Annotated in this window: 25 protein-coding genes and 1 riboswitch; of the genes, 22 read left to right on the forward strand and 3 right to left on the reverse strand. The window is 27.5% G+C overall.

Annotated features, from left to right (window positions below; all coding sequences use genetic code 11):
• Positions 1-3 precede the first annotated feature (3 nt).
• Positions 4-178, forward strand: a riboswitch (cobalamin riboswitch).
• Between the two features lie 181 nt (positions 179-359).
• Genes BTM21_RS03205 through BTM21_RS03215 form a run of 3 tightly spaced genes read left to right on the forward strand, consistent with a single transcriptional unit; the run spans position 360 to position 3064 of the window.
• Entirely contained in the window at positions 360-1277 is a 918-nt protein-coding gene (locus BTM21_RS03205) for an ABC transporter substrate-binding protein (protein WP_021876162.1), read from the forward strand.
• Positions 1264-2292 carry a FecCD family ABC transporter permease gene (locus tag BTM21_RS03210; RefSeq protein ID WP_079481498.1) on the forward strand — a complete coding sequence of 343 codons (1029 nt, stop codon included), beginning with the start codon at positions 1264-1266 and terminating at the stop codon, positions 2290-2292. Before BTM21_RS03205 ends, BTM21_RS03210 begins: the two co-directional genes overlap by 14 nt.
• A 10-nt stretch (positions 2293-2302) precedes the next feature.
• Positions 2303-3064: an ABC transporter ATP-binding protein gene (locus tag BTM21_RS03215; protein WP_079481497.1), complete on the forward strand. Its 762-nt coding sequence runs from the start codon at positions 2303-2305 to the stop codon at positions 3062-3064.
• A 150-nt stretch (positions 3065-3214) separates the two neighbouring features.
• Here BTM21_RS03215 and BTM21_RS03220 read toward each other — a convergent pair whose 3' ends face one another.
• Positions 3215-4654: a DDE-type integrase/transposase/recombinase gene (locus tag BTM21_RS03220; RefSeq protein WP_079481036.1), complete on the reverse strand. Its 1440-nt coding sequence runs from the start codon at positions 4652-4654 to the stop codon at positions 3215-3217.
• A 178-nt stretch (positions 4655-4832) separates the two neighbouring features.
• Here BTM21_RS03220 and BTM21_RS03225 point away from each other — a divergent pair, with 178 nt between their 5' ends.
• The 10 genes from BTM21_RS03225 (at position 4833) to trmB (ending at position 15186) form a co-directional block, all read left to right on the forward strand.
• Positions 4833-5489, forward strand: coding sequence for a Dph6-related ATP pyrophosphatase (locus tag BTM21_RS03225; RefSeq protein WP_079481496.1), 657 nt, complete (start codon positions 4833-4835; stop codon positions 5487-5489).
• Position 5490: 1 nt separating this feature from the next.
• The gene (locus BTM21_RS03230; protein WP_021876159.1) at positions 5491-6975 is read left to right on the forward strand and encodes a cobyric acid synthase; all 1485 of its coding nucleotides are present in this window, start codon (positions 5491-5493) and stop codon (positions 6973-6975) included.
• Between the two features lie 207 nt (positions 6976-7182).
• A complete protein-coding gene (locus BTM21_RS03235) occupies positions 7183-7557 on the forward strand; it encodes a hypothetical protein (protein WP_079481494.1) in 375 nt (124 codons plus the stop codon).
• Positions 7558-7704: 147 nt separating this feature from the next.
• The gene (locus tag BTM21_RS03240) at positions 7705-9765 is read left to right on the forward strand and encodes a methyl-accepting chemotaxis protein (protein WP_021876157.1); all 2061 of its coding nucleotides are present in this window, start codon (positions 7705-7707) and stop codon (positions 9763-9765) included.
• A 98-nt stretch (positions 9766-9863) separates the two neighbouring features.
• Positions 9864-10919 (forward strand): PTS sugar transporter subunit IIC, encoded by a 1056-nt coding sequence (locus BTM21_RS03245; RefSeq protein ID WP_021876156.1) that lies wholly within the window; start codon positions 9864-9866, stop codon positions 10917-10919.
• Between the two features lie 26 nt (positions 10920-10945).
• Positions 10946-11935, forward strand: coding sequence for a D-isomer specific 2-hydroxyacid dehydrogenase family protein (locus tag BTM21_RS03250; protein WP_021876155.1), 990 nt, complete (start codon positions 10946-10948; stop codon positions 11933-11935).
• A gap of 6 nt (positions 11936-11941) precedes the next feature.
• Positions 11942-12937, forward strand: a complete 996-nt coding sequence (gene hisC, locus BTM21_RS03255) for a histidinol-phosphate transaminase (RefSeq protein WP_021876154.1) — start codon at positions 11942-11944, stop codon at positions 12935-12937.
• Between the two features lie 93 nt (positions 12938-13030).
• Positions 13031-13648: a DUF488 domain-containing protein gene (locus BTM21_RS03260; protein WP_021876153.1), complete on the forward strand. Its 618-nt coding sequence runs from the start codon at positions 13031-13033 to the stop codon at positions 13646-13648.
• 120 nt (positions 13649-13768) lie between these two features.
• Positions 13769-14401, forward strand: coding sequence for a hypothetical protein (locus BTM21_RS03265; RefSeq protein ID WP_021876152.1), 633 nt, complete (start codon positions 13769-13771; stop codon positions 14399-14401).
• Positions 14402-14526: 125 nt separating this feature from the next.
• Positions 14527-15186, forward strand: coding sequence for a tRNA (guanosine(46)-N7)-methyltransferase TrmB (gene trmB, locus BTM21_RS03270; protein WP_021876151.1), 660 nt, complete (start codon positions 14527-14529; stop codon positions 15184-15186).
• Positions 15187-15246: 60 nt separating this feature from the next.
• Here the strand turns inward: trmB and zupT are convergent, their stop codons facing one another.
• Positions 15247-16023: a zinc transporter ZupT gene (gene zupT / locus BTM21_RS03275; protein ID WP_021876150.1), complete on the reverse strand. Its 777-nt coding sequence runs from the start codon at positions 16021-16023 to the stop codon at positions 15247-15249.
• Between the two features lie 227 nt (positions 16024-16250).
• On the opposite strand from zupT, the gene BTM21_RS03280 reads away from it, so the two are divergent.
• From BTM21_RS03280 to BTM21_RS03320, 9 genes are all read left to right on the forward strand, one after another.
• The gene (locus BTM21_RS03280; RefSeq protein WP_021876149.1) at positions 16251-17078 is read left to right on the forward strand and encodes an alpha/beta hydrolase; all 828 of its coding nucleotides are present in this window, start codon (positions 16251-16253) and stop codon (positions 17076-17078) included.
• Positions 17065-17688, forward strand: a complete 624-nt coding sequence (locus BTM21_RS03285; RefSeq protein ID WP_096145337.1) for an acyltransferase family protein — start codon at positions 17065-17067, stop codon at positions 17686-17688. The genes BTM21_RS03280 and BTM21_RS03285 overlap by 14 nt, the downstream gene beginning before the upstream one ends.
• Entirely contained in the window at positions 17652-18107 is a 456-nt protein-coding gene (locus BTM21_RS03290; RefSeq protein ID WP_096145338.1) for a hypothetical protein, read from the forward strand. The genes BTM21_RS03285 and BTM21_RS03290 overlap by 37 nt, the downstream gene beginning before the upstream one ends.
• Before the next feature lie 90 nt (positions 18108-18197).
• On the forward strand, positions 18198-18725 hold the full coding sequence (locus BTM21_RS03295) for a membrane protein (RefSeq protein ID WP_021876147.1): 528 nt from the start codon (positions 18198-18200) through the stop codon (positions 18723-18725).
• 137 nt (positions 18726-18862) lie between these two features.
• Positions 18863-19420 (forward strand): glycerol-3-phosphate responsive antiterminator, encoded by a 558-nt coding sequence (locus tag BTM21_RS03300; protein ID WP_079481492.1) that lies wholly within the window; start codon positions 18863-18865, stop codon positions 19418-19420.
• 60 nt (positions 19421-19480) lie between these two features.
• Positions 19481-19849 (forward strand): methylglyoxal synthase, encoded by a 369-nt coding sequence (gene mgsA / locus BTM21_RS03305; RefSeq protein WP_079481491.1) that lies wholly within the window; start codon positions 19481-19483, stop codon positions 19847-19849.
• A gap of 244 nt (positions 19850-20093) precedes the next feature.
• Positions 20094-20576, forward strand: a complete 483-nt coding sequence (locus tag BTM21_RS03310; protein WP_021876144.1) for a hypothetical protein — start codon at positions 20094-20096, stop codon at positions 20574-20576.
• A 214-nt stretch (positions 20577-20790) separates the two neighbouring features.
• Entirely contained in the window at positions 20791-21060 is a 270-nt protein-coding gene (locus BTM21_RS03315) for an ACT domain-containing protein (RefSeq protein ID WP_021876143.1), read from the forward strand.
• A 15-nt stretch (positions 21061-21075) separates the two neighbouring features.
• Positions 21076-22431: a PFL family protein gene (locus BTM21_RS03320; protein ID WP_021876142.1), complete on the forward strand. Its 1356-nt coding sequence runs from the start codon at positions 21076-21078 to the stop codon at positions 22429-22431.
• Positions 22432-22464: 33 nt separating this feature from the next.
• Here the strand turns inward: BTM21_RS03320 and BTM21_RS03325 are convergent, their stop codons facing one another.
• Complete coding sequence (locus BTM21_RS03325; RefSeq protein ID WP_079481490.1) at positions 22465-23094, reverse strand: GntR family transcriptional regulator; 630 nt, start codon at positions 23092-23094, stop codon at positions 22465-22467.
• Between the last annotated feature and the right edge of the window lie 149 nt (positions 23095-23243).

Raw genomic sequence — 23243 nt, forward strand, 5'->3', positions numbered from 1 at the left:
TATGAAAATTAAAGCATATAAGGTGTTATAAACTTAATAGGGAATCAGGTTTAATTCCTGAGCTACCCCAGTAACCGTATAATGGACGAAATCTTAAAAAGTCACTGCTAAATAAGCGGGAAGGCAAGAGAGTAGGATGAAGTAAAGCCGGGAGACCTGCCATATATGTTAGATTATTATCTTCTGAGGGTGAGATAATAAGATACAAGTTGTAGTCTATTTTAATTTTTATGTTATTATAGCGTAATCAATTATGTATTTAAGGGTATACTTTCATTTGTATACCCTTTATTTATAAAACTTTTTAGTTTTATAATAGACCCTAATATTAATTAAATAAAATTAGGAGGAAAACATCAATGAAAAGAAGAAACAAGATTCTTTTAGTGGCTTTTACAATGTTATTTGCAATTATGCTTTTAGCAGGTTGTGGAAAGACAGAAAAAGTAATGAAAGACAGGGAAGGTACAGAGTTTACATTACCAAAGGAAGTTAATACAATAGTTTCAACAGCACCATCTAATACGGAGGTATTAGTGGAATTAGGATTAGCGGATAAACTAGTTGCTATAGATAAGTATTCAGCAGATGTAGAAGGTGTAAATAAAGATTTACCTAAGATAGATTTTAGAAATCCAGATGCAGAAACTATTATAGCTTTAAAACCAGATTTAATAATAGCATCAGGTCATAATAAATCAGGGGAAAATGATCCTTTTGCCTTAATAAAGGAAGCTGGAATTCCAGTAGTATATATTCCAAGTAGCTATAGTATAGACGGAATATACGGTGATATAGATTTTATGGCAGAAATTACAGGGACTGAAAAAAAGGGTAAAGAAATCGTAGAAAATATGAAAAAAGAAGTTGATTCTATAAAAGCTATCGGTGATAAGATAACAGACAAAAAGAAGGTTTATTTTGAAATAGGATCAGGATCAAAATTAAGTAGTTTTGGTAAAGATACTTTCTTAAATGAAATGATTGAAATAATAGGAGCGGAAAATATATTTGCTAATGAAAAATCATGGATATCACCAAGTCCAGAATCAATAGTTGCTGCAAATCCAGATGTTATATTAACAAATATGCCAGTGGTAAATGGGATAAAAGCAACAGAAGATATAAAAAATCGTGAAGGTTGGGAAAACATAACAGCTATAAAAGAAGGCGCTGTTTATGGAATAGATAAAAATGCATCAGCAAGACCATCTCAAAATGTTGTAAAAGCATTAAAAGAAATGGCAAAGGCTGTTTATCCAAATGAATATAAATAAAAAGAATAATATATTAATGATACTATCAATACCTGTAGTATTTTTAATAATCTGTATTGGAACTTCCATTGGGAGTTCCAATATTAGCATTATAGATATTATTTCTATAATAGGAAGTAAGATTTTTAATACATCACTTTCAGCAGGTATAGATCCTAAAGATGTATCTATAATATGGAGCCTTAGATTACCTAGGGTTCTATTAGCATTTCTAGTAGGTGGAGCTTTAGCGGCAAGTGGAGCAGTAGTACAATCAGTCCTTAAAAACCCTCTTGCATCACCCTACACTTTAGGTGTATCGTCAGGGGCATCTCTTGGGGTTGGACTTATAATAGTTTTTGGAGTTTCTATTCCCATCCTTGGAAACTTTACATTACCCCTAATAGGTTTTATATGTAGTTTAATTACCATGATTATAGTATTGACTTTTGCTACGAGAGTAGATAAAGGTTTATCAAATAATACTATTATATTATCAGGTATGGTTTTTTCACTTTTTTTCAATGCTGTTTTAACTACTTTAACGGCTTTATTTAGTAATAAAATAGAAGCTATAACAATGTGGCAAATGGGTTCATTTTCTATGAGAGGATGGAGCTATGTAAAATGTGGACTTCCATTCTTTATAGTTGGAATAATAGGTGTTATGATGTATTGTAAGGAAATGGATGTGTTAACCTTTGGAGAAGAACAAGCAAAATCTATAGGCGTAGAGGCAGAAAAGGTTAAAAAAAGATTATTTTTCTTTACAGCAGTTTTAACAGGGGCAGCAGTTGCAATAAGTGGAACTATAGGTTTTGTAGATTTAATTGCACCACATATAGTGAGAAAAATATTTGGATCAAAACATTCTAATGTTATACCAATGTCGGTAGTTTTTGGAGGGTGTTTGATGGTGGTTACAGATTTAATATCAAGAACTATAGTAGTACCATCAGAACTACCAGTTGGAGCTATAACAGCCATTATAGGTGCCCCATTTTTTGCATACCTATATTTTAAAAAATCAAAGTAGGTGATTTAATTTGTTAGAAGTAAATAATGTTAGTTGTGGTTATAATGGTATAGATGTAGTTAAAAATGTTAGTTTTAATGTAAATAGAGGGGAAAATATATGTATAGTAGGTCCAAATGGATGTGGGAAAAGTACTCTTTTAAAAGCTATATCAAATTTAATTCCAAGCACAGGAAATATATCTTTAGATAATAAAAAAATTATCAAGTTAAATAGAAAAGAATTAGCAATTAAAATTGCTCTTATGACTCAAACTGCAAATATTCAATTTCCTTATAGTGTATATGAAACGGTTTCATTAGGAAGATATGCTCATTTAAAAGGTGTCTTTTCAAATCTTAGTAATGAAGATAAAGATATAGTACTCAAATGTATAGGTAGTGTTGGATTGTTAGATATAAAAGATAAACTTATTACTGAACTTTCAGGAGGACAAATGCAAAGAGTATTTTTGGCAAGAGCCTTTGCACAAGATCCAGAAGTTATTTTATTAGATGAACCAACAAATCATTTAGATTTAAGGTGTCAAATAGAAATACTAGAATATTTAAGTAGATGGACAAAGGAAAATAATAAAATAGTAGTTGCAGTATTACATGATTTAAATTTAGTTCAAATGTTTGGAGATAAAGTAGTAATTATGAAATCTGGGGAAGTTAAACGTGAAGGAATACCGAAAGATGTATTTCAAGAGGATTTATTACAAGAGGTATATGGTATAGATATAAAAAGTTTTATGATAGAAACATTAAAAAGATGGCAGATAGTGTAAAGTTTCGTATGAAAAAATAGCTTATGGCTAATTTGGAATAATAGTTAAAAATATCTTTATAATATCTAAGAAAATTTTAAAATTGAATATGCTAAAAAGACCTTCGGTAACGGAGGCAAAAACTTAATCAATATTTGATTTTATGATTTATCAAGAAGTTTGTGATTCTTGCATATGTAATATGGTTTGTTGACCGAGACTGATAAGAATTTGCCACTTTGCAGACATATTGTCAATACCATCTAGTTGCTTTAATTCGTTTAAAGGACGCCAGTAATTGTAAGGATGCGGGCGTAAGAAGTTGTAATAAGCAACCCAAAGGGAGAAGCCATAAAGAGCACCTTCATCACTTCCATAACCACAGGTACCCCTGTAGGAAGATTTAAAGGTACGGTTTAAACGCTCTACAACTTGCTTAACCCAACGAAATTCTTCAGATACTGGATCATCGTTAGTAAGTCCGATAACTTGAGTTAGATTAAATTCTTTATTTTTTTCTAATTCAAATTGTTGCTTCGCTAACGGATATGAACTGTAACCATCGGCAACGAAGTTTAAAGCTTTTCCAGGGAAGTCTTTAAACTTATCAAAAGCCATACGCATTGCTAGTATACAAGGGCCAGTATCTCTTGTATCAGATACTTGATAACCTAGAATAGACCTTTTACAAGCATCCATTACAATCCAGACATAATGCTTAATGCCTTTTACTTTTATATAAGTTTCATCGGCAGAAAGTATTTTAGAGGGTTTGTAATCAAAGGTATCAACAAACGGCTTAATAACAGCAGCTGCTGTTAGAGCATAATTAGCAACAGTTCTATGTGAAATTTTTATTCCATGAACTTCTTTTAAAACATGAGCTGTTTGTCTTGTAGACATTTTACAATTAACGTGATAAGTCAAGCATAGTCCCATTATATGCGGGCTAAACTTCTTAAAACTAAATCCGGTAGCATGTTTTGATATTGGATATAGATCCATTTTAAAGAAGTTAATATTAAATTCACGATATATGTAATGAAGCTTATACTTGTATTTATCACAAGGATCAATATTCTTTGGAAGATTCTTAAGATTTCTTTGATAGTATAAGCATTTAGAATTATTGCATTTATGTATTTTAAAGTGCTTGCGTTGCTTTTGTTCCGTAAGCGTAGCACCGCAATAAGGACATATAAATACTATTGGTTTAGTTGTGTGATTAGTTTCTTTAAATGTAAGACCACAAACTTTACATTGAAACTGTCCTTTACTGCCATTGTTATCGTATATATATTCATGTGGTGCACCACACTTAGGACATTTAGTTTTTTTAGGGATAGACTTCCCGTTCCGTCTTTGGACGGGTTTTACGGTCTTGTTATATTTATGTTTGTAATAAGCTAAAAGTAATATATAGTCTACCTTTTCAAATCTAATAATTGTGGGTAGCTTATCTACTTTGAATTTTTGGTATTCTGGACTATTAGAATCATCAAATATCATCTGGTTAAGTGGAATATGTTTTGAGATGAATAAAAGTAATTGACCGATAATGGCAATTAAATATTGATTATAAGTAATTAAATAAGTTATAATTGAATCCATAATAACGACATCCTTTCATGTGTGATTTTGTTTGGTTAGAGATTCAATTTTAACATGAAATTAGGGGGTCGTTATTTTTTTATACAAAAAAACTGGCGAAACCTTGATATATAAAGATTTAAAAAGAAAAGTAGTGTAAAAAACTTTACACTAACAGATGGCAATAGGAGGTTTTAATATGAAAAGAAAATTTATAATGTCTTATAGCTGTGGAAAAGATAGCACTTTAGCTTTACATAGAATGATAAAAGATGGTCATACTCCAATAGCTTTATTAGTTACAGTAGATAAAAAAAATTCAAGATCATGGTTTCATGGAGTACCTGAAAAGTTATTAAAAGAAGTATCCAAATCACTTAATATACCACTTTTACTAGTAGAATGTGAAGGGGTAGAATATGAAGATGCTTTTAGGACAGTATTAGAAGAAGCAAAAAATAATTTAGGGGTAGATTCTTGTGTATTTGGTGATATAGATTTAGAAGCACATAGATCTTGGTGTGAAGATAGATGCAAAGAATGTGAAGTAGATGCTATTTTCCCACTTTGGAATGAAGGAAGAGAAGCTTTAACCTATGAATTTATAGAATCTGGATATAAGGCTGTAATTAAAAATGTTAAATTAGAATTTCTATCAACATATTTCCTAGGAAAAGTATTGAATAAAGAAATTGTAAGTAAAATCAAAGCTACTGGGGCTGATGTATGCGGAGAAAATGGAGAATATCATACATTTGTATATGATGGACCCTTGTTTGATTATGACATTAAATTTGAAACTAAGGGTATTTTAACTAATAAAACTAATGGTTTTTTAGATATAGGAGAATATTAAAATGAATAAAATAATGTTTCTTGGAACAGCATCCTCAGTAGGGAAAAGTACAGTGGCAACAGCTTTTTGTAGATATTTTAAAAATGAAGGATTAAAGGTAGCTCCATTTAAAGCTTTAAATATATCATTAAATTCTTATGTTACAAAGGATGGTTTAGAAATGGGAAGAGCACAAGTAGTTCAAGCTGAAGCTTGTGAATTAGAACCATCAGCTTTTATGAACCCAATACTTTTAAAACCAAGTGGAAATATGAAAACACAAGTTATAGTAAATGGTAAGGTTTATTGTAATATGGATTCATATAAATATAAAGAATTAAATAAAAAGTTAAAAGGATTTGTTAAGGAGACTTTTTATAATTTTTCTAAAGATTATGATTTGATGGTGTTAGAGGGGTCAGGAAGTTGTGCAGAGATTAATTTAAAAGAAAGTGATATAGCTAATATGACTATGGCTAAGGTAGCAGATTCAAATGTTATATTAGTAGCAGATATTGATAGAGGTGGTGTTTTTGCATCAGTAGTAGGAACAATAATGCTTTTAGATGAAGAAGACCGTAAAAGAATCAAAGGTATTATTATAAACAAATTTAGAGGTAAGGTAGAATATTTTAAGCCTGCTATGAAACAATTAGAAGATATAATAAAAATACCTGTACTAGGAACACTACCTTATTTTGAATTGGATATAGAAGATGAAGATAGTGTAACGGAGAGAATAAAAAATAAAGATTCTATGGATGTAGATATAGCAGTTATAAGATTACCTTATATGTCTAACTTTACTGATTTTAATTCTTTAGAAAGATTAGAAGGGGTTTCAGTAAGGTATGTTAAAGAAGTAAGGGATGTTAAAACACCAGATATTTTAATCATTCCAGGAAGTAAAAATACTATATCAGACTTAAGATTTATAAAAGAAATGGGTTTTTTTGATAAAATTAATGATTTAAAAGAAAATGGTATAATTATTTTAGGTATATGTGGAGGATATCAGATGTTAGGAAATAGTATAAATGATATCTATGGAGTAGAAGGAGAGGTTACTTTAGAAAAGGGTTTTGGTTATTTAGATATAGACACTATCTTTAATAAAGATAAGATAACAAGACGAGTTAATGGAAAGGTCTGTTTAGATTTTATAGAAGATTCTAAAGAAAACTTTGTTTCAGGATATGAAATACATAATGGTGTAAGTATTATAAATAATAATGCAATTCCTTTTATAAAGGATGAGAAGGAATGTATACTAGGTGTATGTAATAAAGAAAGAAATGTATTTGGAACTTATCTGCATGGAGTTTTTGATGAAGGGAAACTTGCTGAGAATTTAATCAATAAGATAAGAAAAGAAAAGGGTATTAGTTATTTAACTAATGATATGGAGTACAGTAAATATAAACTAAATGAGTATGATAAATTAGCAGCGCTTTTGGAAGAAAACATAGATATGGAACTAGCCAAAGAAATTATTTTTAGAAGTTAAAGGAGTGATGATAGATGTCACTCTTTTTTGACGTAATTTATAAAAAATAAGGTTAATATTCCTTAAAATATTGAACGAATTTATGAAAAGTAAAATATCATAATAGTAGGAAAATAATAAAAAATAATATATATTTACTGAAAGATAAGTCTAAAAGTAAAAAGACAATTATATAATTAAGTGAATATATATTTAAGAGGTGTTTATATGGATAAGGACCAAATTAAGACTCTATTAAAATGCGCAATGTTTGGAATTATATGGATTGCAATTACAGCTACAATAGCAATACTAATGATGAACTTAACTAGGTATAATTTCAAAGACGTAATGTTTATTGAAGGTATAGTTTTAGTTATATTAGGTTTATTTGCTTCAGTTAGCGGAAATCCTATGGGACTTTGTATTCAAGCACTTGGTAATTCAAATTCACAGTATGTAGCTAATGCAAATATGCAAATTACTAAATTAGACACAGAAAAAGCTCACAGAAATGCTAAAACCACAATTCGTATGGGAATAAGTACAGTAGCTTTAATTATAGGCGGAATACTTTCTATGGTAATAAGTTTTATAATTTAATTATGAGTTTTCAATACCAATATCTTAATTAATTTAAGGTATTGGTATTAATTATTTTATTCACGAAAAATAAGCTTAAAAATTAAAGAAATATTAGTATAGTACGATAATTCATAAATGGGGGAATAAATTATTAGGAGGAATTGTATGAAAAAACATTCGCAGCAAAAAAATACAGAAAGCATAAAGTTTAAGTTAATATCTTCATTATTAGCTTTTATAGTACCAATATTTATAATATTGATTGTAACTATAGCTTGGAACAGTAGCAAGATACTATTAAATGTTCAAAGTGAAAATTTAAAGGAAATAGCAAGACAAGCCACTATAGCCTTTGATAATAATATGCATGGGCAAATAGATATAGCTAAATCAATTGCAGCTGGAGAAGAATTAACTAATACAAAAATAGATGCTGATAAGAAACTTAAATATATGAAGAGTTATTTAGGGGTTAGAGATAGTATTACTAGTTTTGGGTTCGCAGATGCAAACGGTAACCTTATAACTACAGATGGAGGTAAGGCTAATATTGGAAATAGACCATATTTCCAAAGAGCAAAAGAAGGAAAAAATACAGTAAGTTCACCATTTGTTCCAAATACAAAGGTTAATATACCTTCAGGAATAGGAATGATAGTAACTACGTCAGTTCCAGTTAATGATAGTAATAATAATTTTGTAGGTTGTTTTATAATGACAGAGGATGCTGATAATTTATCAAAATCAATAGAAGCAATTAAAGTAGGACAATCAGGAATTGCATACATAATAGATAAAGATGGAACTGTAATTGCAGATAGAGATAGAGAAGTTGTTAAAAATAAGTTCAATACAATAAAAGAATCAGAGGTAAATTCTTCATTAAAGGATATTGCAGGTATTCATAAAGAAATGACTTCAGGAAATGAAGGTGTAAATAGCTATAAGGCTAAAGATGGAGAAAATAAAATGATAGCATACTCTCCTATAGATATTGAAGGATGGTCATTAGCTATCGATATAGATAAAAGTGAAGTGTTAGCACAAAAAAATGGATTAATTATTACAGCAGCAATATTAATAATAATTTCATTATTAATAATTTGTGCAGTATTGTACTTTATAATTACAAAAGTTATAGATAGACTTATGAAACTTAAAAATGTTATGGAAACTTTAGCAGAAGGTGACTTTACAGAAGATTTAGACAAAGAAGAACTTAAATCTAATGATGAAATAGGTATAATATATAATGCCTTAGATATTACTAAAGAATCAATAAAGAAAATAATAGAATCAGTAAAAGATAGTTCAAAGATAATTAATGAAAATACAGAGTTATTACAAGAACAATCTAATACAATGTATTTAAATTCTAATAATATTTCTATAGCTATTACAGAATCAGCTAATGGTAACTCAGATCAAACAGCAAAATTAAGTGCTATAAATATATTTATAGATACATTAGGTGAAAGCATCAATTACATGACTACTGAAATTCAACATATAAATGAATCTGCAAATGAAATAGGTGTTAATGCTAATGATAGCAATAAAGAAATGGAAGTTTTAGCAGTTTCAATTAATGAATTAAATAATAGCTTTAAAATATTTGTAAATGTTATTGGTGATATGAATAATAAATTAAGCTCAATAAAAGGATTTACAAATATTATAAATTCAATATCAGAACAAACTAATTTACTTGCATTAAATGCTGCAATAGAGGCTGCAAGAGCTGGAGAAGCTGGAAGAGGTTTTACGGTAGTTGCTGAAGAAATTAGAAAACTTGCAGAAGAAAGTAAAAAATCTTCAACAGAAATTACTAACGTAATAGAAGTTATATTAAATCAAAGTGAAGATTTAACAAATCAAACTAATATAATGGATGATAAGTTAAAGAAACAATATGAAGTAGTTTTAAATACATTAGATACTTTTACAGAGATATCAAAATCAATAGTAGAAATGACCCCAAAAATAAATAATGTATATGAAGTTTCTGATAAAGTAAATAATGAGAAAAATGTTGTAATAGGTGATATAGAAAATGTATTAGCAATTGCAGAAGAAATATCAGCTACAACAGAAGAAATAGCTTCATCAACAGAAGAGTTTAATAGCGGAGTTAAGATGATATCAGAGTCTTCTATAGAACTTGCAGATTTAACTAAGAATTTAAATGAAGAACTTTCAGTATTTAAGATAGAAGAAAATAATTAAATTATATGGTATAGAGCATAAAGCACTAAGTACAAAATTATTTAGTGCTTTAGTTTGTTTCTGATTTTAAAGATTATTAGAAGAGTAGGAGTGAATAAATGGAAGGTACGAAAGTCAAAGCTAAGGAGTTTTTAAATAGAATTCTTAATGGATTAAGTATAGGTATAGTTATAGCTTTAATACCTAATGCTTTATTAGGAGAATTATTAAAATTAATAATACCGTATATACCACAGGCTAAATTAATACTTAATATTACTATTTTCATAATGAGAATGATGCCACTTATTATAGGAGTTTGTATTGCTATGCAATTTAAATGCAATGTAGTTCAAATAGTATCTATTGGAATTTCAACATTAATTTCAAGTGGAGTAGTAAGTATAAGTGAAACTGGAGTTTTTAGTTTAATTGGAACAGGTGATGTTATAAATGTAGCTTTAACAGCTTCTATAGCAATTTTTCTAGTATTATTGATAGGAGAAAAGTTAAAAGCATATACAGTTTTATTAGTTCCTTCTATTGTAACGATAATAGCTGGTGGAATAGGAATTATTGCATTGCCTTATGTTAAAGAAGTTACTTTATTAGTAGGAAGTGTAATAAACGAATTTTCTAATTTACAACCAATTTTAATGGGAATATTAATTTCAGCTTGTTTTGCAGTATTAGTAGTATCACCATTATCAACAGTAGCAGTTGCAACAGCTATAGGATTATCAGGAGTAGGATCTGGAGCAGCTAATTTAGGTGTTGTTTCAGCAGCCTTTGGATTAGCTATATGTGGTTGGAAAGTAAATTCTTTTGGTACTTCAATAGCACATATCCTTGGATCTCCTAAAATGCAAATGGCCAACTTTGTAAATAAACCTAAAATAATGTTACCGGTATTATGTACAGCTATAATACAAGGAGCTTTAGCTGGAATATTAGGTATTCAAGGAACTGCTATGAGTGCAGGATTTGGTATTTCAGGATTAATAGGACCTATAAATGCAATAAATTTAATGCCTGGAGGTTGTACAATTAAAAACTTATTATTAATAGCCTTTATTTTTATAGTATTACCTATAATTTTAGGTATAACTTTTAATTATATATTTACAAGTAGTATTAAATTAAATCACAAAGATGACTACAAACTAGAATTTTAATAACTTAAGAAAAGAGGGAAGAGAAAATGAAAATACTTGCATACTGTGTTAGACCTGATGAAATGAGTAGTTTTGAAAAATTCTCAAAAGAATTTAATCATGAGGTAAAGGTTTTAAAAGAATCTTTTTCAAAGGAAACAGCAGATTTAGCAAAAGGATATGATGCTGTTTCAATATTAGGAAATGATGATGCAAATAAAGAAGCTATAGAAAAAATAGCAAGTTTAGGAGTTAAATACTTAGCAACTCGTTCAGCGGGAGTAAATAATATAGATTTAGAGGCAGCAAAGGAGAATAATATTAGAGTATCTAATGTACCAGCATACTCTCCTAATTCAGTTGCTGAATTTACTGTAGGGGTTACTCTTTGTTTAGCAAGAAATCTTAATAAAGCTTTTAAAAGAGTAGAAGCTCAAAACTTTTCATTAAATGGGTTAATAGGTTTTGAGTTAAGAAATAAAACTATTGGTATTATTGGAACAGGAAGAATAGGCCAAACTGTTATAAAAGCATTTTCAGGTTTTGGAGCTAAGCTTATAGGATATGATTTATATGAAAATGAAAATGCTGCTAAGTATATAGAGTATAAATCTTTAGATGAAGTTTTTAAAGAAGCAGATATAATAACTTTACATTGTCCATTAACTGAAGATAATTATCATCTAATTAATAAAGAAAATATAAATAAGATGAAGGATGGAGTTGTATTAATAAATACTTCTCGTGGACAATTAATGAATACAGAAGATATTATTGATGCAATAAAAAGTGGAAAGATAGCAGGTCTTGCTACAGATGTTTATGAAAATGAATATGGAATTTTCCATAATGATCATCAAAATAATATTATAAAAGATGAAACTCTATTAACATTAAAATCCTTTCCAAATGTAATAGTAACACCACATTATGGCTTCTATACAGATGAAGCAGTATCTAATATGGTGGAATATTCATTAGAAAATTTATATGATTTTGAAACAAAGAACCAATGTAAAAATGAAATAGGGGTGTAGAGAAAAATGGAATTAACAAAAATAAAACTAGATTCTAATGAAAATCAATTAGAACATTACTTAGATGTTTTAAACTGTATTAAGGAAATAGATCCCAAAAAGTATCCAGATGTTACTATAAGTGAACTTAGAAGAAAGATAGCAATTCATTATAGAGTAAATCAAAATGAAATATTTTGTTCTAATGGATCAGATATATTAATAAAGGTTCTTACATTAGGATTGCTTAAAACAAGTGATGAAGTTATTATGCCAGAAATTGCTTTTCCAACTTATGAAATTGCAGCAAAAATAAAGGAATGTAAATATAAAAAAATTCCACTTAAAGAGCATGGTATAGATTTAGAAAAAACTTTTGAAGCAATAACAGAAGACACTAAGCTTATATGGATTTCTAATCCTCATAATCCTACAGGAACAATATTAAACCCAGAAGAAATTGAAGCATTTTTAAATAAAGTTCCTGAAAATATATATGTTGTTTTAGATGAAGCATATATAGAATTTTTAACAGAAAGAATTCCAGATACAATAAGAATATATAATGAGCATAAAAATGTTATAGTTCTTAGAACTTTTTCAAAAGCGTATGGTCTAGCTGGTGCAAGAGTTGGATATGGATTTGCAAGACAAGAAATTATAAATAAGTTTAAACATGTCATAGGACCTTTTGATTTAAATTCTTATGCACAAGCTTTAGCTATTAAAGTAATAGATGAAGAAGAATATGTTAAAAAGGTTAGAGAAGAAAATAGAAAAGCTATGGATTTTTATGAAAATTTATTTGAAGAGTTAAATTTAAAATACATAAAATCTTATGCTTCTTTTGTTATGGTATATACAGGAGATAAAACAGATTTTATTTGTGAAAAATTACTTGAAGAAAACATAGTAATAAAAAATGGAAATCACATAGAAATGGAAAATTGGATAAGAATATCCATGGGAAATGAAGAACAAAATTTAAAAGTTGCTAAAATATTAAAAAGTATTTTAGGATAATTATAAATCTAGGTAGTATTTAATTAATATTACCTAGATTTTTTTATAAGTATTGAAAATAAGCATATAATAAATAAAGATAGGAGGTGTAATATGGATATATTTACTATTGGACATTCAAATTATACTTTAGAAAAATTAATAGATATGTTAAGGTATCATAATATAAATTGTGTTGTAGATATTAGAGGAACACCCTATTCTAAATATAATATCCAATTTGATAAAGAGAAATTAAGATATTCTTTAAGAAAAGAAGGCTTTATATATATTTATATGGGTAAAGAGTTAGCAGCTAAAAGAGATAATAAAGAATCTTATAATAATGAAGGATATGCAGATTTTGAAAAAGTAGTACTAGAAACGGAGTTTTTGAAAGCAGTTGAAAGGTTAAAGATTGGGTGTAATAAAGGATATAAAATAGCACTTCTTGGTGCTATGCAAGATCCAATAAGATGTCATAGAAGTATATTAGTAGGAAAAGCTTTAAAAAATTTAGGGTTTAACGTTAAACATATAATAGATGATTATTCTATTATATTTCAAGAAGGTATAGAGGAAAATATTTTAGATAAATATTTTAAAGGTAGAGAACAACTGACTATTGATATATTACTTGGAAATGAAATGAGTAGAAAAGAAATGATAGAAGAAGGCTATAGGCTAGCTAATAAAGAAATTGGATATAGAATAGAGCATATTATAAAGTAAAAGAGTAGATTTTAAATTTACAAAAAGTACATATTTGGTTTTTGTGTATTATGATATAATTATACAATATTATTATATTTTAACAAGAAAATTAATACAGAATATAAGTGAGGGTACATTATGAAAATGAAGAAATTATCATTACTAGTGGCAACAGTAGCATTAACAGTAGGATTAGCAGGTTGTATGCCAGGAGGTAATGCAAAGCTACCAGAAGGAGACGTAAAGGTTGCTAAACAAGAAATTCAAGGAGTAGTGGATCTTTTATTAGAATCAACAGATTATGGTAATGGTAAAAGTACTGTAGATTCAGTATTATTACCACAGGATTCGCAATATGATATAAATATAGCTATAGAAAAGTATCAAGATGGTAATCTTGTTGATACAAAAGAAATAATTAATTATACAACTGAAAAAATAGAAAAAAATTCTATAGTTCATGTAATAATGAATGTTGGAAAAGCAAATGATGGAGAAAATACTAAATCAATATATTCAATAGCAGAAGTAGATAAAGAACATACAAAGGATGAAAAAAATCCAGAATATAAGTTAACAAAGATAAATGATTTAGCTTTAGATTATGATTTAAAGAGTGAAGCAACTCAACTTGGAAAAAATTTAAATGAAGAAATAGCTTTAACAGGATATGTTAAATTTAAAGAGGATGATACTGAAAAAACAGCAAAAGATGAAGTAGCTAAATATAAAGAAGTAAACATAATAAAAATGAAAGTAACAAAGAAATAATATATAAAATAGAGGTTTGATTTTTTAAATCTCTATTTTTTATATAATAAATTAATATAAAATTTGATAGAATAGAAATAAATCTGTATAATAAGTATGAAACATAATAAATGGAGTGAATAAACATGAGATTAAGAAAAAAACCATGGGCTAGACCAGAATTAGAAAATTGTTCTTTTTTTGTAGTGAATCCAAAGGAGAATAAAGGAAAATGGAAAGAAAGCTTCGGTAATGATAAACCTATATATTTAGAGTTAGGCTGCGGAAAAGGTACATTTGTTGCTGTACACGGATCAGAAAATAAAGATAAAAACTATATGGCTATAGATATAAAAGATGAAGTATTAGTATTAGCTAAAAGAAATATAGAAAAAGCTTATAAAGAAAAAGATAAAGAATTAGATAATATAAAACTAATGGCTCAGGAAATTAGACTAATTAATGAAATTTTAGGAGAAGGAGATACAGTAGATAGAATATATATAAATTTCTGTAATCCTTGGCCAAAAGAAAGACATAAGAAAAGAAGATTAACACATACAAGACAATTAGAAAATTATAAAGAGTTTTTAAAGAAGGATGGAGAAATCTACTTTAAAACTGATGATGATGAATTATTCGAAGAATCACTAGAATACTTTAAAGAATCTGGATTTAATCTAGAATACATAACATATGATTTACATAATAGTGACTTTGAAGGTAATGTAGAAACAGAACATGAAAAGATGTTTACAAAGATGGGTATAAATACTAAATTTTTAATTGCAAGAAGAGTAAAATAAATAACAGGATATTAAGGTAAAACTTAATATCCTGTTTTTATTGTTAAGAATAAATATATTTTAATGAAGTAGTATATGACTTAAAGGAATAATACATATTCCAATAAAAATAGAAAGAATATATAGATTATCATAGCCATATTTTCTAGCTTCAGGGATTAATTCTTCAAAAGATATATAAAGCATTATACCAGCAACAATTGCAAAAATAATAGAAAGTATTATTTCATTTATAAAAGGTTTTAAAACCAATAATGCTATAAGTGCCCCTATTGGTTCTGCAAGACCTGAAAGGAAAGTATATTTAAAAGCTTTAGATTTACTACCAGTTGAATAATATATTGGCATAGCTACAGAAATTCCTTCAGGAATATTGTGTAAAGCGATAGCAAGAGTAATTGATAATCCAAGTGTAGTATTTTCATATCCAGATACAAAGGTTGCAATGCCTTCGGGGAAATTATGTATCATAAGAGCAACCATTGAAACAAAACCAACTCTATATAATTTATTTTCTCGTTGACTTGGAATTAATCTAGGCTCTTCAGGAATAAATTTATCAATAAGCATAGCCATAAAAGCTCCAATAAGTAAAAATAAAAGTGTATAAATAATACCATGGACATTACCAAAATATTTTGTTAAAGTTTCTTCAGCAGAAGAAAATAAATCAGTAAAAGAAACAGAAATCATAACTCCAGCAGAAAAGGCTAGAGAAAAACTTATAAGTTTTTTATTTTTAGATTTAGAAAAAAATACAATAAAAGCACCTATAATAGTAGACATACCTGCAATAGAAGATAAAATTAAGGGTACTAAACATTTATTATCAAACATAAATAAAAACCTCCATATACAAGTAATTATCTATAAAAATTACTCTTTAATAAATATATTAGAAGTTTTTATAAGCTATGCAAAACTTTAAGAATTTAATGTAATTATAATAGCTTTAAAATAAAAATTAGTATATAATAAAATGATTATTTTATTATATTTAAGTATAGTAGGTAAATATAATGTATATCATAAGATTAAGTAATTTTTAATGAGGAGAATAGGGAATGGGGAAATATAGAATAGAAGAAAATTTAACTATGATTCCATTAATGTGGAGAATTACAAAAGCTAATTTATTTTGTGATAAAGATATAAAATATAGAGATGTAAAATATGGTGAACATAAAAGACAATATTATAGAATTTTTGAAGGTAAAGATTCTAAAAAACCACTTATATATTTTATTCATGGGGGTGGATGGTGGCATGGTAGCCCTAAAATGTGTACATGTATAGGAAAATACTTTAATAAATTAGGGTACACAGTAGTATTGCCAGCTTATAGATTAGTACCTTTATATAAATATCCAACACAGATAGAAGATGTTTTTAAAGGATTTTCAGATTACATAAATAAAAATAATTCCATTAAAAATGGAGTAATAGTTATGGGGTTTTCAGCAGGTGGAGAACTTACAGCTAATTTAGTATTTAATAAAAAAATGCAGAAAAAATATAATATAGATAGTTCATTATTTAAAAAGATGGTTTCAATATCAGGGGTTTTAGATTTTAATAAGTGTACATCAAAGCATTCTAAAACATTAATTGAAAATTATTTAGGTTTAAATAGTAACTTTAATGATAAAAACCCTGTGGATTTAATTAAAAATACGACAAATACTAAAGTATTATGTATTCATGGAGATAGAGATCCTTTAATAGATAAAGAAAATGCATATAGCTTTGTAGATAAAATAAACGAGTTTAATGGAGAGGGTAAAGTAATTTTACTAAAGGGTAAGCATCATTCGGATATGACGGGATTATTAATTGGAGAGGGGGAAAAAAATTCTGAAAAAATATTAGAATTTATAAATGTTGATGAGTAAAATACTAATTAAGAGAAATTATTTATTAGATAATCTAAAAGTATTACTAATATTTTGTGTGGTTTTTGGTCATGTTATTGAATATTACATAAATCAAAGTCAAATTTTAAAAGGAATTTATATTTTTATATATATATTCCATATGCCACTTTTTGTATTTATATCAGGATATTTTTCTAAGAACATAGAAAAAATAAGTAAGTCAGCAATAAAAGGATTACTTTTGCCTTACATAATCTTTAATATGATATGGTATACGGCTGTATATATTGGAACGAGAGAATTTATGTTTTCAGTACTTTATCCTGGCTGGACATTATGGTATCTTTTGAGTTTATTTTTTTGGAGAATAAGCTTAAAGCATTTAATTAATATAAAATATATACTGCCAATAAGTTTCATATTTGGACTTTTAATAGGATTATTGCCAGGAGGAAGTTCAGTTTTATCAATTTCAAGAACCATAACTTTTTTACCATTTTTCTTATTAGGATATTATACTAGAGAAAATCACTTAGATAAAATTAAAGAAAAGAATAAATTAATATCAACTATAATAATAATAATATTTATATGTATAACTTTTTATGTAGTAAAAATAATATTATAGATTATAAGTTTTTCTATAATTCAAAATCATATTATGAATCAGGATTAACAGTTTTTCAAGGTATATTTTTTAGAATTTTACTTTATATAGGGTCAATAGTATTTAGTATTTGTATAATAAATATAACTCCTAAAATAAAAGTTATATATTCATATATAGGAAAAGCTACGATGAATATATATGTATTTCATATATATTTAATACTATTAGTATATTTCTTCATTCCTAAATGGAATTTAAGTTATATTAAAAATATATTATTACTTTTAAGTCCATTTTTAATAATATATATATTAGCAAGAAAACCCGTAGATAAAGTTTATAATGGTATATTTTATCCTGTAAATAAGGGTATATATCATGGAAAGAAATCACTAAAAAATATAAAGGTAGATAAGAATAAACATCAAAATATTTAAAAATTCTTTTTAATATTTTGATGTTTTTATATTTACAATTGGTAAATAGTAATATATACTAGTGTATATACACTAAGGGGGCTTAAAAATATGAGAAACATAATAAAAGTTAAAGAAATGATTATTGCAGCGCTTTTAATAGCTTTAGCAGTAATAATACCAATACAATTTGGATTTTTAAAGATTATAGTAGGTCCATTTACAGCAACTATTGCATCTCATGTACCTATGTTTATAGCAATGCTAATTTCACCAATGGTGGCTATAGCTGTTGGTGTGGGGTCAGGAATTGGGTTTTTACTTTCAGGTATGCCCATGCATGTTGTATTTAGAGCTTTTACACATATTATAGTTGGATTTATTGGGGCAAAAATAATAAAAAAGAGAAAAAATTTAAAAGAAGCTATAATAGTAACAGCACCTATTCATGGAGTATTAGAAGGTCTAGCTATAATACCATTTGGGTTTAGTATGTACCAGGTTATAGTAGTAACAATTATAGGAACAATTATACATCATACAATAGATGGGATAATTTCTTTTATATTAGCAAATTCATTAGCAAAGGCAAAAAATAAAGATATGTACACAGTTTTTAATGATAACGCAACAATATAATATTAAAAATAATGAAAAGCATTAAAGTAATTTTATTTTAATGCTTTTTATTAATTAAAAGATTCAATTAATTGACATTGATTTATAAAGATGCCATAATTATATTGAGCATAAAAAGGGTTACAAGAGGTATAAATATGAATATTAGAGATTTATTAGAAGAAAATCCGGTTATAGCGGCAGTTAAAAATTATGAGGATTTAGAGTTAGCTTTAGATTCAGAGTTAGAGGTTATATTTGTATTATTTGGGGACCTACTTAATGTAAAGGATATAAGTAAAAAAATAAGTGATAAAAACAAAATAGGTATAGTTCATGTAGATTTACTTGAAGGTATAACGAATAAAGAAGTGGCTATTAAATTCTTAAAAAAAGAGACAAGCTTTAAAGGGATTATAAGTACAAAATCTCAAGTGGTTAAAGCGGCTAAAAGTAATGGTTTTATATCTATTCAAAGAATATTTGTATTTGATACGCTATCATTAAATAATGCAAAAAAACATTTAATGGATGAGTGTGATGCAATAGAAGTATTGCCTGGTATAATTCCAAAAGTTATTAAGGAATTGGCTAAGAAATCTTCAAAGCCAATTGTATCAGGAGGATTAATAGATGCAAAAGAAGAGATTATTATGGCTTTAAATTCTGGAGCTACTTGTGTGTCTACAACTAAAAAGGAAATATGGAACATGTAAGCTAATGAAGAATATATAAATTTATTTATATAGATTAACTTATTTTGGAGGAAGATAAAAATGAACATTGCTATTATCGCACATGACGAAAAAAAGAGTGAAATGATTGAATTTGTAAAAAAGTATAAAGATGTCTTTGAAAATCATAATATTTTTGCAACAGGAACAACTGGAGGAATTATAGAAAGAGAAACAGGTTTTAGTGTATGCAAATATCTATCAGGACCTTTAGGTGGAGACCAACAAATAGGAGCTAAAATTGCAGTAGGAGAAATAGATATAGTTATATTCTTTAGAGATCCGTTAACAGCACAGCCACATGAACCAGATGTAACAGCATTAATAAGATTATGTGATGTACATAACACTCCTGTAGCAACTAATTTTGGAGCAGCTGAAGTGTTTTTAAAAGCAATAATAAGTAGATAAAATTATAAAAGAGCTAGAATATTCAGGTAATATGTAGACAATTTAGTTTATAAATGTTAAAATATTACTGTAACATATTTAGTGTGCTAAGTAAAATAAAGTCAAGTAAAATTAATTATAGTTTTGCTTGACTTTTTATTTTTAAAATTTAAGCCTAATATATTATTGAGAATATAAGTTAGGTATCATATCCTATTAAATTTGAATAATATAAAGGGGAAAATTATTTTTATAAGGAATAAAAATGAATTTTAATGAATTCAATAATTTTGAAGAATTTGCAAAAAAATTTGGATACACAAGTGATTCAGGGTGTAATGATATAAAGGGTGGTTTTCAAGATTTAAATCCTGAAATTTTTATAGTTATTGGGGAACTATTAGGAAATGTAATGGCAGGTAATTTACCTTTTAATGTACAAAATGCAGTAGGAAACTGGTTGCAATTAGTAGGGCAAGCTATATTAACATATAATGCCCAACAGCAATACTTTGAAGGTGGACCAGGAAACTACTATAATACTACAAATAAAAATGTAAATAATTCTAATTGCACACAAAATAATAATACAGAAAATAGTAGCAATTCGAGTAACAAAAAACATAATAATATAAAGAATAATAGTACGGATGTAGACAAATTAAAGGAAAATATAGATACATTAACAAAAGAAGTACAGGAACTAAAAAAAGATATGGAAAGAATAAGAAAAGGATATACCCCTTAATGTTAAATTAAAGTATATTCTTTTTTATTTATGTTTATTTACAAGAATAGAAAATAAGAATTTATCAAAAATAAACAATAGAAGTTATATTAAGAATAATTTGACAAATTTACACAATAAGTATAAAATTAGACTAATTTATTAAGTTAATCAGGGCAATAACCTAAAATACATTAGGGGAGTCCTTTTTTTATATTAAAAGGAGTGAGTTTTGATGAAGGCAATTTTAACAGTTATAGGTAAAGACAGAGTAGGAATAATTGCAGGAGTTAGCAATGAATTATTAAAACAAAATATAAATATTTTAGATGTAACCCAAACAATAATGGAAGATTACTTTACAATGATAATGATGCTTGATTTACAAAAGGCTAATGGAACTTTTGATGATGCAAAGAAAGCTTTACTTTCAAAAGGCGAAGAATTAGGTGTAGATGTTAAAATTCAAAGAGCTGAGATCTTTAATTCAATGCATACACTATAACTTGGAGGTAGAGATATGAATGTAAATAACATATTAGAAACTATCAAAATGATAGAAGAAGAAAAACTTGATATAAGAACTATTACAATGGGGATTTCTTTATTAGATTGTATTGACTCTGATGGAGATAAAGCAAGAGAAAAAATATATAATAAAATTGTGACTTCAGCAAAGGATTTAGTTAAAGTTGCAAATGAAATAGAGAATGAATTTGGAGTTCCAATTGTTAATAAGAGGGTTTCAGTAACGCCAATTTCTATAATAGCAGGAGCTACAAATGAAGATAATTATGTGAAATTTGCAGAGACATTAGATAAAGCGGCACATACATTAGGAATAGATTTTATTGGAGGGTTTTCAGCCCTTGTTCAAAAAGGATATACTAAAGGTGATAAAATATTAATTAAGTCTATTCCAGAGGCTCTAGCTAAAACTACTAAGGTTTGTTCATCAGTAAATGTTGGTTCAACAAGATGTGGAATAAATATGGATGCTGTAAAAGAAATGGGTGAAATTATTAAAAAAACTGCAGAATTAACAAAGGATACTAAGGGATTTGGATGTGCAAAGCTTGTTGTATTCTGTAATGCAGTTGAAGATAATCCATTTATGGCAGGAGCATTTCATGGAGTTGGAGAAGCAGATAGAATTATAAATGTGGGAGTTAGTGGTCCAGGAGTAGTGCAAAGAGCTTTAGAAAAGGTTAAGGGTGAATCTTTTGATGTAGTTTCAGAAACTATTAAAAAGACAGCCTTTAAAATTACTAGAATGGGTCAATTAGTGGCTAAAGAAGCATCAAGTAGATTAGGTGTCCCTTTTGGAATAGTAGACTTATCATTAGCACCAACACCTGCAATTGGGGATTCGGTTGCTCATATATTAGAAGAAATGGGACTAGAAGTTGTAGGTACTCATGGAACAACAGCCGCTTTAGCACTTTTAAATGATGCTGTTAAAAAAGGTGGAGTTATGGCATGTAGTCATGTTGGAGGGTTAAGCGGAGCATTTATTCCAGTATCAGAGGATGCAGGGATGATAGATGCTGTACTTAATGGTTCTCTTAATTTAGAAAAACTTGAAGCTATGACAGCAATATGCTCAGTAGGATTAGATATGATAGCAGTTCCAGGAGATACACCATCTGAGACTATATCAGCAATGATAGCAGATGAGTCAGCTATAGGAATGATAAATAATAAAACAACAGCAGTAAGAGTAATTCCTGCACCAGGATGTAATATAGGAGATATGGTTGAATTTGGAGGACTTTTAGGTACAGCTCCAGTAATGCCAGTAAATAAATATTCCTCTTCTTTATTTATAAAAAGGGGTGGGAGAATACCAGCACCAATACATTCATTTAAGAATTAACAAAAAAATCTCTAGAGTAAATCTAGAGATTTTTTATTTAGTAGATGCAGAGATGTAGTTTTTAACATTTTCTAATACTTCATCTTCACCTACGTAAACTAAAATATCATTATTTTGAATTTTAAAATAAGGTCCTGGAGATAAAAAATGATCACCATCTCTTTTAATAGCAATTATAGTAGCTTTTGTATTATGCCAAAAGTTAAGTTCACCAATACTTTTATTAACAGCTATACTACCTTCTTCTACAATACTTTCAAATGGAATTATAGAGCCAACATTACGAAGTTGAGTTGCAAATTCTATTATAGAGTTAAGATTTTTTATAAGTTTTGAATCAAGTTCTTTTCTTTGTTTAATAAGGTCAAAGGTTTCATTATTAATTGCTGTAAAATCTGATTTAGTTTTAAATTTATTTAAAAATTCTTTAGCATGAATTTTGTTATTTATTATTATTCCACTTTTTTCATTTACAGTAACTACATCCATATCTTTTAAAAGAGCTAAAGATCTTCTTATAGTTTCTGGAGATACATTATATAAACTAACAAGTGTCGTTCGACCTGTTATTTTACTTCCTTCAATAAAATCATTATTAACGATTCTATGAGCTATATCTACAGCGATTTTTATATAATTTGGGGTCTTGGTTTGTTTTGACATTTAAATACACTCCTTTATATAAGAAAGTTTATCATCTTAGACAATAAAAGTAAAATTTTTTATTTTTAATAAAACTTGCACAACTGACAACTTGTATGATATTATAAGTATAACAGTTCCTGTAAAATACAGGAGTTAATTTTTAAGTC

The organism is Clostridium chauvoei (assembly GCF_002327185.1).
Lineage (GTDB): Bacteria > Bacillota > Clostridia > Clostridiales > Clostridiaceae > Clostridium > Clostridium chauvoei.

What these genes read in the sequence shown, in the direction of transcription:
- BTM21_RS03290 (WP_096145338.1), top strand. Translation starts at nt 17,652, where the DNA reads ATGTATAACTTTTTATGTAGTAAAAATAATATTATAGATTATAAGTTT.
- BTM21_RS03325 (WP_079481490.1), bottom strand. Translation starts at nt 23,094, where the DNA reads ATGTCAAAACAAACCAAGACCCCAAATTATATAAAAATCGCTGTAGAT.
- BTM21_RS03210 (WP_079481498.1), top strand. Translation starts at nt 1,264, where the DNA reads ATGAATATAAATAAAAAGAATAATATATTAATGATACTATCAATACCT.
- BTM21_RS03320 (WP_021876142.1), top strand. Translation starts at nt 21,076, where the DNA reads ATGAATGTAAATAACATATTAGAAACTATCAAAATGATAGAAGAAGAA.
- BTM21_RS03225 (WP_079481496.1), top strand. Translation starts at nt 4,833, where the DNA reads ATGAAAAGAAAATTTATAATGTCTTATAGCTGTGGAAAAGATAGCACT.
- BTM21_RS03220 (WP_079481036.1), bottom strand. Translation starts at nt 4,654, where the DNA reads ATGGATTCAATTATAACTTATTTAATTACTTATAATCAATATTTAATT.
- BTM21_RS03250 (WP_021876155.1), top strand. Translation starts at nt 10,946, where the DNA reads ATGAAAATACTTGCATACTGTGTTAGACCTGATGAAATGAGTAGTTTT.
- BTM21_RS03310 (WP_021876144.1), top strand. Translation starts at nt 20,094, where the DNA reads ATGAATTTTAATGAATTCAATAATTTTGAAGAATTTGCAAAAAAATTT.
- BTM21_RS03315 (WP_021876143.1), top strand. Translation starts at nt 20,791, where the DNA reads ATGAAGGCAATTTTAACAGTTATAGGTAAAGACAGAGTAGGAATAATT.
- BTM21_RS03295 (WP_021876147.1), top strand. Translation starts at nt 18,198, where the DNA reads ATGAGAAACATAATAAAAGTTAAAGAAATGATTATTGCAGCGCTTTTA.
- BTM21_RS03285 (WP_096145337.1), top strand. Translation starts at nt 17,065, where the DNA reads ATGTTGATGAGTAAAATACTAATTAAGAGAAATTATTTATTAGATAAT.
- BTM21_RS03240 (WP_021876157.1), top strand. Translation starts at nt 7,705, where the DNA reads ATGAAAAAACATTCGCAGCAAAAAAATACAGAAAGCATAAAGTTTAAG.
- hisC (WP_021876154.1), top strand. Translation starts at nt 11,942, where the DNA reads ATGGAATTAACAAAAATAAAACTAGATTCTAATGAAAATCAATTAGAA.
- BTM21_RS03260 (WP_021876153.1), top strand. Translation starts at nt 13,031, where the DNA reads ATGGATATATTTACTATTGGACATTCAAATTATACTTTAGAAAAATTA.
- BTM21_RS03230 (WP_021876159.1), top strand. Translation starts at nt 5,491, where the DNA reads ATGAATAAAATAATGTTTCTTGGAACAGCATCCTCAGTAGGGAAAAGT.
- trmB (WP_021876151.1), top strand. Translation starts at nt 14,527, where the DNA reads ATGAGATTAAGAAAAAAACCATGGGCTAGACCAGAATTAGAAAATTGT.
- BTM21_RS03205 (WP_021876162.1), top strand. Translation starts at nt 360, where the DNA reads ATGAAAAGAAGAAACAAGATTCTTTTAGTGGCTTTTACAATGTTATTT.
- zupT (WP_021876150.1), bottom strand. Translation starts at nt 16,023, where the DNA reads ATGTTTGATAATAAATGTTTAGTACCCTTAATTTTATCTTCTATTGCA.
- mgsA (WP_079481491.1), top strand. Translation starts at nt 19,481, where the DNA reads ATGAACATTGCTATTATCGCACATGACGAAAAAAAGAGTGAAATGATT.
- BTM21_RS03245 (WP_021876156.1), top strand. Translation starts at nt 9,864, where the DNA reads ATGGAAGGTACGAAAGTCAAAGCTAAGGAGTTTTTAAATAGAATTCTT.
- BTM21_RS03300 (WP_079481492.1), top strand. Translation starts at nt 18,863, where the DNA reads ATGAATATTAGAGATTTATTAGAAGAAAATCCGGTTATAGCGGCAGTT.
- BTM21_RS03280 (WP_021876149.1), top strand. Translation starts at nt 16,251, where the DNA reads ATGGGGAAATATAGAATAGAAGAAAATTTAACTATGATTCCATTAATG.
- BTM21_RS03265 (WP_021876152.1), top strand. Translation starts at nt 13,769, where the DNA reads ATGAAAATGAAGAAATTATCATTACTAGTGGCAACAGTAGCATTAACA.
- BTM21_RS03235 (WP_079481494.1), top strand. Translation starts at nt 7,183, where the DNA reads ATGGATAAGGACCAAATTAAGACTCTATTAAAATGCGCAATGTTTGGA.